10 protein-coding genes and 1 CRISPR repeat array are annotated in these 13,599 nt (G+C 42.0%); of the genes, 9 read left to right on the top strand and 1 reads right to left on the bottom strand.

Annotation, left to right across the window (positions count from 1 at the left end):
- Positions 1-636: 636 nt before the first annotated feature.
- Positions 637-1,755: a tyrosine-type recombinase/integrase gene (locus BIZ37_RS26310; protein ID WP_187464041.1), complete on the bottom strand. Its 1,119-nt coding sequence runs from the start codon at positions 1,753-1,755 to the stop codon at positions 637-639.
- 740 nt (positions 1,756-2,495) lie between these two features.
- Here BIZ37_RS26310 and BIZ37_RS26315 point away from each other — a divergent pair.
- The 9 genes from BIZ37_RS26315 (at position 2,496) to cas2 (ending at position 13,265) form a co-directional block, all read left to right on the top strand.
- Complete coding sequence (locus tag BIZ37_RS26315; protein ID WP_187464042.1) at positions 2,496-2,768, top strand: hypothetical protein; 273 nt, start codon at positions 2,496-2,498, stop codon at positions 2,766-2,768.
- Between the two features lie 51 nt (positions 2,769-2,819).
- Positions 2,820-3,314, top strand: coding sequence for a YMGG-like glycine zipper-containing protein (locus BIZ37_RS26320; RefSeq protein WP_187464043.1), 495 nt, complete (start codon positions 2,820-2,822; stop codon positions 3,312-3,314).
- Between the two features lie 3 nt (positions 3,315-3,317).
- Entirely contained in the window at positions 3,318-3,929 is a 612-nt protein-coding gene (locus BIZ37_RS26325) for a DUF5384 family protein (RefSeq protein ID WP_187464044.1), read from the top strand.
- 152 nt (positions 3,930-4,081) lie between these two features.
- Entirely contained in the window at positions 4,082-5,572 is a 1,491-nt protein-coding gene (locus tag BIZ37_RS26330; protein WP_187464045.1) for a DUF4041 domain-containing protein, read from the top strand.
- A 12-nt stretch (positions 5,573-5,584) separates the two neighbouring features.
- The gene (locus tag BIZ37_RS26335; protein WP_187464046.1) at positions 5,585-6,259 is read left to right on the top strand and encodes a cold-shock protein; all 675 of its coding nucleotides are present in this window, start codon (positions 5,585-5,587) and stop codon (positions 6,257-6,259) included.
- Positions 6,260-6,612: 353 nt separating this feature from the next.
- Positions 6,613-7,071: a hypothetical protein gene (locus tag BIZ37_RS26340; RefSeq protein ID WP_187464047.1), complete on the top strand. Its 459-nt coding sequence runs from the start codon at positions 6,613-6,615 to the stop codon at positions 7,069-7,071.
- Between the two features lie 1,538 nt (positions 7,072-8,609).
- A complete protein-coding gene (gene cas9 / locus BIZ37_RS26345) occupies positions 8,610-12,023 on the top strand; it encodes a type II CRISPR RNA-guided endonuclease Cas9 (protein ID WP_187464048.1) in 3,414 nt (1,137 codons plus the stop codon).
- The gene (cas1, locus tag BIZ37_RS26350) at positions 12,020-12,922 is read left to right on the top strand and encodes a type II CRISPR-associated endonuclease Cas1 (RefSeq protein WP_187464049.1); all 903 of its coding nucleotides are present in this window, start codon (positions 12,020-12,022) and stop codon (positions 12,920-12,922) included. The genes cas9 and cas1 overlap by 4 nt, the downstream gene beginning before the upstream one ends.
- A gap of 34 nt (positions 12,923-12,956) precedes the next feature.
- Entirely contained in the window at positions 12,957-13,265 is a 309-nt protein-coding gene (gene cas2, locus BIZ37_RS26355; protein WP_255526914.1) for a CRISPR-associated endonuclease Cas2, read from the top strand.
- A gap of 38 nt (positions 13,266-13,303) precedes the next feature.
- Positions 13,304-13,598: direct repeats of the CRISPR family, unit length 30 nt; unit sequence ATTCTAACAGTCATTCCGATGGTGGGGTAT.
- Position 13,599 lies beyond the last annotated feature (1 nt).

Raw genomic sequence — 13,599 nt, forward strand, 5'->3', positions numbered from 1 at the left:
TGAGTGATTTGATGGCTTGTCTGCCAGAGTAAGTTAGTGGTACCGATGATCTTCGGTGAGTATGAAAAGAAGGCCAGGCCTTAGGAATGCGTCTCCGTGAAATCATATTTTGAGCTTTGCAGCCGATCAGCTCTTCGGCATTAATGCCTCAAGGGCGATTAGATAGATTGTAGATTGATAGCAGAGATTGTACGGGAGGGCTGGTGGGAAAAATGAAGTCGCTGATCAGAACCAGCGACTTGGGAAAAAGGAAATACATGATTAATAAATGGATCAGTCTTGCCTTAGATATTGGTTGAGAAATTTATAGAAGACCTCTTCTTCACTTAAATCACTACCATGCAGTTGATAAACAAACTGATGAGTAGCTGCGTTGAATACGGCTACATAGTTGTTGTGAGACTCTGTGTAGTACTTAATTCCACGGTATTCATAATGCTGTGTCATGAGAACTCCTTATGGTTGATGAGTCTCTTAGCTTATAGAAACTATAAATTTGTCAATTTATGGGAGGAGTTGAGGGCTACGAAAAGGTCAAGGAAGGAATTGCAGCTGTGTTGTCCGTTTAAAAGGTATAGGCTCTTATCAAAAAGGCCTATTAGGCAGTAATAGGCCTTGGTTTAAGTGTGTTTTAGGTTATGCAATGATTGGGGTACCAAGAGTTGGTAACTCTGGCATGCGGAGGACATGACATTGCCGTTGTAATTTACATAGTGAGGAGTCGTTATGGATAAATTGACTACAACTAAAAGATGTTGTTTGGGCTAGTTTCAAAATGCCGCTTTTTCGTAAATCATGAAATGTGAAATCTAAAGCTAAACCACTTTTCATTCGAGCTTTTCTCAACATTGTATTCCATTGGTAATAAAAACTGCTACGAGAATGTTGTGCACCACACTTACGGTGAATTAAGAAGTTCGATTTAACTGTAGATTCACTCAGACAGTCATGTACGATGTTTTTTAGCTCTATTGACCACAGTTTCAAAACCAAGTAACTAGAATTGTAATTTGGGACTGTAAACCCTTTGTCAGTAAGGTGTGTTTCTTGGAGTTCGATAATCTCTTTCACCCTTAGTGTACCACGATAGGCTAACTCTATTGCTGTTCTCATTTGAGTACTTGCTTCATGATAAATTACGTCATACTCCTCCTTAGTAATCTCTCGGTAGCGAATAGGATGAGTTGTTTGTTGGATCTTGTTTTGAAGCATACCCTGCGAATCAATCTTTCCTTTTATACGGAGAGCATGGAAAGAAATATCTAACTTTAAACCACTTATTTTTTGGGCTTTCTTTAAAGTTTTTTTCCATTCGAGTAAGAAGCTGAATTTATTATGCTTTTCACCATTGCCTTTAGTGATCAGATAGTCAGAATTTGTTGATTTGCCTTGGGTACATTTATTTACAGCATTCCGGAGTTCGTTTGACCACAGTACTATTTCATAAAAAGTACAGTAACGACGATAGATGTGAATCCCTTCACTTGTTAGATCAAAGAGCTTGATGTTGATCACTTCATCGAGTCGGAATAAAGCTTGAGTTGCCAAAATCATCGCAGTTTGCATGCTTGATGAAGCAACACTGAAAATCATCTCATACTCTTCATTGGTGATATAATAATCATTTTTCTTAGCAGATTTCAGATCATATAGAAGTGTTTCTCGGTCATCAGTAGCCTTTGGGCCATAATCCCCTAAACCTTGTTGTACGCAATGAAGTAAAAAGCGCTTCTTCCAATTATTTTCGTAACCCATATAGTCCTCGTTGGATAGTTATCATAGTCGGGAAAAGAGATGTCTTCAGCCCTTGTGTAAAACCTATATAACGGAGGTGGTTGAGTGAAAATAAGGGGTAAGTAAAAAATAGGATATATTTCTTTAATTTACTCTCTTGGTGTTTAAATTCTCTAAATAGGTTTCTTTTTTTATTATGATTCGAAATAAAATTCTGGATAATTCGTGTTGTTTTAATGAGAGTTACGACGGAAATTGAACATCATTTCAAGCCTAAGTCGAATGATTATTCACTGAGCTTAATTGAAGAGTGGAGTTAGTCATAGCACGTTTCCCCTCCCAATGTTAAAGCAATAACAGAGACATTCATCGGGCCTTCTGTATAGCTCAATAGAGTGATATCTGTTACACCCACGGAACCCAGAAGGGGGAGCAGTTAACACTCTAGGTTAAGCACTCGTGTTTGTTCCAGAGCACAGTAATGTTTCGGGTAGCAAATACGTACCTAAAGACAAATCGGCTAATATTCATTTGTAAGCGAAATTTGACTCATATCAAAAAAGTTTGCTTAATTTGAAATTAATACATATTTAGTACGTAAAAATGTTTACGGGGTGGCGTACTGTGTGTAATATTGCTTGCAGACAAAGAAATGGGGCGTGCAGTAGGCAGGAATTTTAGCTCTAATCAAGTAGCTTACACACATACTCTGAGCAACTTCTTTGTAATTATTTAATTTAAATTCGTACTTGGTATCTTTTATGAAAAAACTACTTCTAACTCTTTTAATCGTTGCAGCAGCGCCTTCAATGGCTGATGAGTACGCCGTAGCAGGTGAACTTCACGGCACTTATCTAGCATGTGCTAAAGCTGATAGCGACAATGCAAAGGACTTTAACAAGAAAGCTGCTGCTCTTAAGGTGACGAATATGGCCACCGCAAATAATAAACAAGAAAGCGAGTTTAATGCTGCCTCACGTAAAGCAAGCCGTTCATCTGGTTTCGCTCTTAAAGCTAAGTGTAAAGCGCTGTAAATTCGATTGGGCCTGAATAGGCCCATCCTTCATACATTTGAGAAAACAACAATGAAAAAGCTAATTCTATCTTCAGCAGTCGTGGCAACTGTACTACTTACTGGCTGTCAATCAACAGGAGAACAATACGGCGCCAATGTGTATGACGCATCAGAGGTAAATAGTACTCAGGAAGCTACAACGGTAAATATCATCGCAGTCATGCCTGCCAAGGTGAAAGTTGATAATACTAAGGGGCAGAAAAACGCCTCTAAAGCAGGGGCACTTATTGGTGCAATCGCAGGCGGCTTTATTGGTGACAATAGCGGTGAGGCCGGCGTAGGTGCAGCGATTGGTGGTATCGCTGGTGGTGTTACTGGCTCAATGGTCGACAAAGAGATTCTTATTGATGGTGTGAGCCTTACTTACGCACATGATGGTAAGACACTTAACGCTATTCAAGTTGCCAAGGCATGCCAATTCAAGCCTGGTATTGCGGTAATGGTTTCTACTGATAGTGGTGATGCAAGGTTACAGCCGAATACGACTTGTCCTGTGGAGAAGTAAGCAATGTGGAAAATAGTCATTGCCTTAGCCGTTGTTCTATCCGTTCCGGTACAAGCTCTATCGCTTGAAGAGCAGATCGCCAATGTTGCTCATGTAGAAAACCAGCAGGAAGCCCAACGCTTATCTGAGCAACGAGCTATGGAGAAGGCAAAACGTGAAGCTGCTCAACTGGCTGCAAAAATAGAGGCTGATAAACGTCGAAGTGCAGAAGCTGTAGCACGTAAGAAGGCTGAAGAGCGTAAGAGGGCCCAAGCTGTTGCAAATCAGAAAAAAGCAGAGGCCGCTCAGCTGGAATTACTTGAGCGTATGCGTGCTGAAGATGAGCGTCTAGCTGATAAGAAGCGTGATCAAGATTACGAAGATCTTAAACGAATGATTGAGATTGAGGAACTTCGTGCAGAGTTAGCTATGAAGAAGGCAAAGGCTCAACGTGCTGATGAGTACATTGACCGCGATCTTGAGCGTCAGGACGTTTCAATTGAGGGCCATAGAGCTCGTAATGACGTGACTCAGTCAGAAGCTGACGCAACGCGAGTTCTGGCGGACGGTGCTTCTGAGCTAATGAAAAAAGAAGGTGAAGCACGAGTTGAAGCTAATTCTGGATTATTTAATTGACTTTATTGCCGTACTTTTCACGAAGTACCCCAAATGGTGAAAGTTGTTATATAGCTGCATGATGCACACTAAAATGCAGTGTGCAAAGCCATATGATTAAACGTTGAACTTTATATACATAGCGTTCTGAAGGTTAATAATACGGAGCTAAAATGCCTGAAACTATATTTGAAACACTACCTCTAATGCCTTTGGTTGCTGTAGCTGGTTTGCTATTCATTGCACTCATAATTGTTATTGCAAAACTGAACTCGACAAAGAAGCAACTTTCTTCCACAAAAGAAGAGGTAACCAATACAAATCAAGTACTCGCTGATTATAGAAAAAAATATGCGGGAATAATCAACATTGATGAAGAAGTCAAACTAAGACAAAAGCAACTTTCTGAACGTCAAAAAGAAGCTGAACAGAAGTATGCTTTAACTGACAAGGATATCAAAGAGCTTCAATCCCAATATAAGCAAAAGAAAACTATCTTTGACTCTCTCGTCTATCAAGTGGGTATTTATAACGATGACGTTGAGTTACTCGAACTAGGCTTTTATGAATCCCACTTTGACTTTGAAACATCAGAAGATTTCAAAGACGAAATCCGTGAGTGTAAAGCTGAGCAAAAAGAACTACTTCGTGATAAGGACATGGGTGGGGCTATTTACTGTACGACGGAGTGGACGGTTGGCGACTCAAAGGCTGAAGGTCGTAAAATGACCAATCGGGGTATCCGGCTCACGGCCAGAGCGTTCAATAATGAGTGTGAAGCCGCCATTGCTAACTGTACTTGGAAAAATGTGGTCAAGATGGAAGCCCGCATAGAAAAAGCATTTCAAGCTATCAATAAGCTCAATGAATCCAATAAAATCGTTATCTCGAGAGAGTACCTGAAGTTAAAACTCAAGGAGCTCCGTCTAACTCATGAGTACAAAGAGAAAAAACAACGTGAGAAAGAGGAGCAAGCTGAAATCAAGGCTCAAATGCGTGAAGAAGCAAGAATAGAGGCGGAAATTAAGAAAGCAGAGCAAGAAGCTATCAAGGAAGAAGCCCGCTACCAGAAAGCACTCAATGCTGTACAGAAACAATTAGAATCTGCTAGTGAAGAGGCTAAAGCTAAATTGGAAGCTCAAATTGCACAGCTTGAGTCAGACTTGGAACTAGCCGAGCAAAAGCATAAACGAGCACAGAGTATGGCTGAGCAAACCAAACAAGGTCATGTGTACGTGATAAGCAATATTGGCTCTTTTGGAGAGGATGTTTATAAAATTGGTATGACACGTCGACTAGAACCATTGGATAGAGTCAAAGAACTTGGCGATGCATCTGTACCCTTTAGCTTTGATGTTCATGCGATGATACATACAAAAGATGCACCTTCTTTAGAGAAAGAACTACACCGTCAGTTCGACAATAAACGACTCAATATGGTTAATCGTCGTAAAGAGTTCTTCAATGTTGGTCTAAAAGAGATAAAAGAAGCTGTTGAGGCATATTCTGAGGAGCAGGTTGAATTCATTGAAACAGCTGTTGCTCAAGATTACCATGAGACGAAGGCCATGAAAAAGCAGGCTGAAGTTAAAATGGCTATGCGTTCAGGTCAATCCGTTACTGACAGTGACTCTAAAGTCCCTCTGTTCGCAGAGTCAATTTAAAGGTTAGTTTTTATGCAACAACTCAAATTCGGAAAGATCAAAAATTACAAAGACGATCGCGGCTTCGGTTTCATCTTCTCGGAATGCAAATTCATTCACGATGTTATCATGGGTTCTAAAGAAGTGTTCTTTCACATCAAACAGGCTAAGCAGTTTGAGTCCGTATTGAAGACTACTAAGCCTCAAGAAGATCTATGCTTCTGGTTCATTACAGTGACCACTCGTAAAGGCGAGGCTGTTAGGCAGATGTGGAGCAAGCTATCCGATATCCCTCAAGATATTCGTGAAGGTAACGTCGAGTTCATTAATCAAGTGGCGGAGAACATTAAGACCTATGAAGCAGCTAAAGCAGAAAAACGTGCTCGTGCGGCTGTTCAGCAAGAGGCTCTTCGTAAAGCTCGTGAGACTCGTGATTCTGAACTTAACGCTCTGATAGTAGATGCTCGTAGCCAAGGGTTTTCAACGAGCGGACAGTTGTCAGCATGGATTCGCGCTAATAAGCTGTGGACTACATATCCGACACTAACAGGCGACTTGACGATGCACGATGGCGAGGAGTCTTGGAACTTTGGGGCAGCTATTGACCCTCAGTACTACAAGCAGGTTTGCCAAGCTCTAGGTCTACATAACGCAGGTTCCAACGCAAGGGCTGGAACTTTCCGTTCGTATGCAAGTATGGAAAGTTAATGTACGGAAGAACGCGAGATCATAGCAATGTCACAAACAAATTAGACAGTTGTTGTTGTGATGTTAATCACGTGGTTAAGGCGATTGAACTGAACAGGGCAGCACAACCTCATCGATCCCAGTGCCCCCACTCATTTATGCCCCAAAATCAGTTAGACCAAATGCTCTATGTAGGTCACTCAGCCTTTATTTTCCATACTTTTGCTAATGCCATCACAGCTAGTTGATTGACTTGAATGTAAAGTGGCGCATGCTGTTGTGATACGTTAATAGGCGCATATAACTTTCATAACGAGAGAAATGGCGAGTATCCTGCTATAGGCTGCAACAAGTTACTACAAGGAGTAAATAAATTGGAAATTAGTGCAACTGCATCATTCTGGATAGGTGCTATTGGTACCCTTGTTGGCCTCATCAGTGCAGGAATCGCTATTTATCAGTGTGCTGTAATCAACGAAAGCAACAAAAGAAAGAGTGAACTTCAGTACCTTCTTGCTGGCATTAATAACGCGGCTATTCAAAAACAAATGGCATGGCAAAACCAATTAAACACTCTGGCAAAACTTGAGTCAGCCCATGATTGGGAAATGGGGCGTCTTTATTTAAGGGCAAGGGATGATCTAGGAGAGATCGCTAGCCTAACAGTTGCGCTAGAAGGGACCATTGACACAGATAACTCTGCGATTGAAGCAATGATGGATAAGTCAATAAGTTTGGTACAAAAAAATAACCTGCTACAAGAAGAAGGCCTCAAAAACCCAACGGTAAACCCAAAGTCTGAAACAGCAAATGGGCACCAACAAGGCGCTTAACGGTAAACCAAAACGCTTGGTATTTTGCCTGACCACAGGATAGCCAAGGTTTTGGGTATATTAACTTTGCCTTAGGTATAATGGAGTTTAGAGTAATATGTTTGCAATTGGTCAACTTGAAGACTGCTATATTCAAGTCTCAAATCCTAGGAAATAGAAAGCTGAAGGTTTCTATCAAGCCGATTTCCAGAACCTTCACAGCTAACAGTCCGTAACTTGGATGTGCCACTTCTCCGTTGAGTGCAAATATTCATATCCTTTTGATGAGAGCTTTCATTAGTTAAAGTTATCTGAATTATGCAGTGCTGTGAAGTTGCACGCTGGGTTCTTAGGAGAGCGGCACCAGGTAACAGGTGACGCTCATTTGACCATTTCTTGTTTCAGACCTATTGAATCACACTTCATTAACTCGTAATTGACGTACTATAACTAATCCTTGTACCCTTCAATATTATGCGCTTATCTGGGGTAAAGTCATTGAAGTTAAAGAATATTGTCAGGAACAAGTACTATTCAATTGTACTCGATGTACTAAATAAAAAGTTAGCCCCAGAAACCATTCCAAGAACTGGAGAGGAAGCTTAACAAGTAGATTGCGTAGCGGCATACTTCAGAGCAAAAGACGGTTCCTACTCACTACTAATTGATAAAGTTTTACCGAATGGTGTAGAAGGCAGGCTTTGGAAGGGGAGAGATGAAGGTCGTACAGATAACTCTTTCGTTGACTACAGTGAGTTTCCCAAAGCTAACATCGAAATAACTCACTTTTACAAAACTTATAACCTTACCTACGACTCAACAATACAGATGATCTATAAAGGTTGGAGTCACTATTACAAAGTTCTGATTTTACTGGGAAAGGCTCAACAATTCCTTTTTAAAAAAAGGAAGTTAACTTGCTGTGAAAACTTGAGATCTTAAGAGCTATTGTAGACAAGGCCGTAGAAAGCTCAGGCTTTAGCATATCCCCAGTGATGCTAAACGAACTAAAGGAAAGTGTGACATCACAGGGGCATCAAGCAAGGGCATTCTCGTCCCTCAATATCCACTGATTAGAAGGCCCTACCCAATACAAAGCGCAATTTACATAATAAAGAGAACAAACTCGGGTTTGTTCAACTCTAAATAAATCTGTCGGATGTGCGACAGCTATTCTTATTTGTTATAAGCCAAGTCTGAACCGTTTCAAAAGTTATATTTACTCCCACCCAGTACTATGAAAATTGAAAGTAACACTATATTTTTAACTTTACGTTATGCATATGTTGTGATGTAAGAAAAACTACGGAATATTAGTGGCTTATAATTCATTGCAAAGCACTAAAAAAGGGCGTGTACCGAGGTGCACACCCTTAAAAACTTCCAAAGAAGTTTTATTTTTTGCTATCAACTAATTGCCGATAGTCCCCACCATCGGAATAACTGCTAACAACTTATCAACAACTATAATATAGCTGACTTTCGTCAATAATCTAATAGTGCACTGTCGCACCCGGTGAGCGCTGACAGTTTACCTGCAATTGACCTGGAGAAGTTTTTTGACTGATTATGTGTTAGGTCTTGATATTGGTACGACTTCTTGCTCTGCAGTTGCAGTTGCGGTTGACGAGGACATGAACCCGGTAGGGATTCTAGGTGATCGTACGCGAATATTCAGCCCACCTTATACCCATGAAAAGTCAGGCTTTATAAGTAAAACTGCAACGAGACGACAACATAAGAAGCAACGTCGGCAGATTGATCGCCGTGCGTACCGCAAACTCTCATTAGTGAAATGGCTAGAGGCGAATAATATCACTACCAGCACCGATATGGCCGCAGTATGTTGTACACCAAAACTTCGTGCCATGGCAGCAGAAGAGAAAATCTCATTACCAGAGCTAGGTGTTGTCCTACTACGTATCGCTAAACACCGTGGATACAAAGGGACATTAAGCAATGCAGATGGAGTTGTAAGTAAGCAAAATCAGGCCTTACAAACTCATCTGGACGATTTAGAAATCTCTAATCCGACTATCGGACAACTTCTTTATCATTTTAATAAGCAAGGTTGTTCTACTCTTTTGGTGAAGCATGGCCTTGCAGCACTTCGCGAGCAATATGAGGATGAGGTAAGGCAGATAATGGCTGTGCAGTGCCGTCATTATCCCCAGTTGAATGGGTTAACTAAACCTCTGGTAAAGCATCTTTTTTTTCAGAATCCACTTCAACCAACGGAACAACTTGTTGGGCAATGCGGCATTGATGCACTGCACCAAAGGGCACTGGTTGCGTCATCCGAATACCAGGCTTATCGAATATGTAAAACAGCCAGAGATTTACGTTGGGTTTTTGGTAAAAACAAGGTCAAGCTCTCAGCTATTCAGCGTGATGCAATCATTCAATTACTCCAAACACCGGAAGCTTTGTCCGAATCTGGAAAAATCACTTACGCGGAAATACGGCAGCATCTCGACCAAAGAGGGCTAAGCGAAGGTTTTAGTGGATATCATTTCTCCCATGAGCGCAGTAAAACAAGCGCCTGCATTGGCGATACCACGCTAAAAGCATTAGACAAACTCGGATTGCTAACTCAATGGCAACACTTAAGCCAAAACAATATGAACCGAGTGCTTCGTTTGCTATCTGACGATACATTCCACCAATTAGCAGACGACGCTACAAATGTTAGGGATTATCTCAGTAAGACGAAGCCTTATGCAAAATTAGCTTATAAGGATCATTCAGAATGGCAAGGGTTACTGGACTTTGTCTTGCAGCTGATAGCTGTGATACCCAACCCGACTTTGCGTAACTGCGGGCTTGAAAGTGGTCGAGGCTCCTACTGTACAAAAGTGCTCTCTAGCCTCACAAATTACCTACTCATGTATCCTGATGAGCCAGAGCGCCATGCTGAAGCCTATCTGAAATACCAGTTATTCGAATGCAGCGAGGGAGTTGAGCAACAAGAGATCGAAGAGCATTGGCAAGAGCTAAAGGCAATAAAACAACAAGACCACAACGATTTACTGCGTTATGTGGAGGAGTTAATTGAACAAAGTAAAACGAAATGGTCTACATGGAAAGATTATCCGCTACCTGTCCGCACTGGAAACCCAGTTGTAGACCGAGCGCTGAGACAAACTGGGTATGTCGTTAGATCTATGCTAGCCCAGTTTGGTCAACCGAAGCGCATCATAATAGAAACCGTTCGAGAACTTAGTTTCAGCCTGAAACAACGAGACGCATGGGAGCAACGCCAGCAAGCGAATGAAAGGCTAAATAATGCAGCTAGCCGAGCATTGATAGAAAGAAACGAACAGGCTAGCCCAAGAAACATCAAACGTTTCAAATTATGGCAAGAACAGCGTTTTAACTGCCCATACTGCCCTCGGCCAATATCGTTTGAAGAGGCACTAAATGGCAGCCAAACCAACTTTGAACATATCCAATCAAAACGTGAAACTGGTATTGGTTTGCAAATGCATGAGCTGGCACTCGCTCACCGTGATTGTAATCAACTCAAAGGTGACCGGTGGCCTATGACAGCTTTTGCCTCTGATGCTCAACGAATGAAAGCACTGCATGACATGATCGAGCATTTTCGGGCTAACACTGGAAGTTGGTATAGTAAACATAAAGCAGACCTACTTGCATTTGAGCCTTTAGGTGACTTGGTTCGCCCAGAAGTGCATGATGACAGTGTTACTTGGGCCAAGGCTCAAATGCAGGCGACAGGTTGGATAGCAAGAGCCCTCAACCAATGGCTTCGTCCCAGTAAAATACAACTGTTTTTCACTAAAGGCAGCCTCACCAACAAATTACGTAATGCCTGGGGGCTGGGTGACGTAATTCCCAAGGTGCGCATCTCTGAAGGTCGAGCAGTTTGGAAAGTCATTACCGACAAAAGCGGTAATAATGTGAATGCACTTATTACTAATGATGAGTTTGAGGAACACCTTAAAGCAAAACAGCGCTTGCGATCCAGCAAACTATTCAACCATGATGGAAATGAAAGTAAGATCCTTCGGATAGATAAACGTGTCGATCACCGGCACCATGCAATTGACGCACTAGTTGTAGCTCTAAGTTCACCTAGTCTATATCAGGCTTACCGCAAAGCGACACTGTTTAAGAAGGCCTTTAAACCTGGGCTACCCTATAGCAGCTTTCTCGCTGATGCTGAGGAGCTCGTGATAGGCTGCAATCTGCATCATACGCCTGATAAAAATCCACCAAAAGAATTTTTTAAGGAAGAGCCTTGTGCCGTTGTGGGGGATTACCTTGCTCATCGTAAACCAGTACGATTTTTTGCTGACGCGAAGAATATTCAGGACCTGGAAAAAAAACTAGAAATAATAGTTTCAGAACGCACCCGTGAGTTGTTTTATCAACATATCGCTTCACGCTGTCGCCAACTTAAATACCCTCTAGATGCTGAGACAAGATTGCCAGTAGGGCTCACCAAAGCACAAATATCTTCTTTGTTTACTGTCGAAGGGACAGCTGAAAACAGTCAGTATGGTGTCGTTGACACGAGCTATGGAAATCAAAATCTGATTAAGCATGCACAATGCTATCGTATGACGGGTGCATATAAGGCTAAAGCCGCCAGTGCTTACATTATCCAAACCAAACAAAATGACCAGTGGCATAAACATGCTTGGCAAGTCGACAAAAATGCATGCCTACTTTTCGATAGAGATAACATAAACCAGAGCAAAGTTCTTACTTGTATTGAATATCACTCTATGAAGACACCACCTCATGATCGCTGTGTGTTCATTGGAGATACGGTTACTTTCGATGGTCGAGATATGCTGGTGCACCAGCTATCAGCATTTGATAACAACATGCTCGTTGTTGATACTGTAGAAGCATCATGCATGGAAGAATTGAATCGATGTAAAGGAACCCGGTCTGCACCTGTGAAAGTTGGCAAAACAAGGTTTAAGGATCTGGTTCGAAAATGAGTCATAATCAGGTGATTATCATTGAGCAGCCCACCTATATACACTTAAAGGATAGCTGCATAATCTTCGAGCAATATCGCCAAATTGTTGCGCGGGTATTACCAGAGGACATAGATTGCTTGATACTGCACTATACCAGCACAATTACTGCTAGTGCGCTGGCAGCACTGGCTGAAAGCAAAGCAACTGTCACCTTTTTAGACAAGCAGCAATTACCCCTCGCTCATTGGCATCCACCCAACTCCAGACATAACTATAAAAAGCGACTACGTAATTTGCTAACCTTGTCAGAATCCCCATTGGGAGCACGGCTATGGCAACGAATAGTAAAGGCAAAAATTCGTTCACAAGCTGAAACCTTAAAGCTTAGCAATATCAGAGAAGCGAAACCGCTAGCTACGATGATACTGAAAGTAACACCCGGCGATTCGACTCACATTCAAGCACAAGCGGCTCGAATATACTGGTCCGCACTGTTTGGAAAAAAATTTCGTCGTCATAAGCGTGATAGCAGCGAACCAGTCAATCAACACCTTAATTTTGGTTATGCCATCATCAGAAGCCTGCTTGCTAAGTGGTTATGTGGGCGTGCTATCGCCCTTGAATGGGGTTTACATCACGCGAATCAGGAAAACCCAATGTGCTTGGTCGATGATTTAATGGAACCATTCCGTTTTGTAGTTGATCGTGCAGTAGCTCAAAACTTGTTACTTTGTGAACGTGAGATTAGCCCTACTAGTAAGAAAGCCATGCTGGCGGATATTTACAAGCCGCTGCAGGTAAGGCAAAAACAATTTAGACTTGCAACGGCTGCTGACGCCACTTGTTCATCATTAGGTCGAATACTAGATCGACCAAGCAAAGCAGCAGCAAGTTGGCTAACTCTACCCTATACCTAGGTACTAAGCTATGACTAGCAGCGGATGGCGAGCTATGTGGATATTTGTAGTGTACGACTGCCCAATGACAAATTCAGAGCGGCGTCATGGTTACCAAGTGTTTCATAATTATTTGCTGAAGCGTAATTTTTTACAGTGGCAGAACTCACTATATGCAAAGCATTTCGCTACAAGGGAGTCAGCTTATGCTGAGCGTAAACGTATTGAGCAGGTGATCCCTGAAGACGCAAAAGTAGCCTTTATTTATCTTACTGACAAACAATTTGGAATGATCGATGTATTTTATGGTGAAGCTAAAACGCCAAAGCCGCAAGATGCGCCAGAGCAGTTCCTTTTGCTGTAAGGAAAAACCTCACCAACTCAGGTGATTGGAACGTTGATATTCTAACAGTCATTCCGATGGTGGGGTATCGGAACGAAGATATTCAGTTGGATGTCGATGCGACCATTCTAACAGTCATTCCGATGGTGGGGTATCGGAACCCTTCTGGCGCTGTAGGCCGTGCTATCAATATTCTAACAGTCATTCCGATGGTGGGGTATCGGAACAGGCGGGTTTGCAGCTCGATCCCACTTAACAATTCTAACAGTCATTCCGATGGTGGGGTATCGGAACAGGCGATGATATCGTGGCGTACATCTTACCATTCTAACAGTCATTCCGATGGTGGGGTATC

It is taken from the genome of Photobacterium sp. BZF1, assembly GCF_014349205.1.
Taxonomy (GTDB): Bacteria; Pseudomonadota; Gammaproteobacteria; order Enterobacterales; family Vibrionaceae; genus Photobacterium.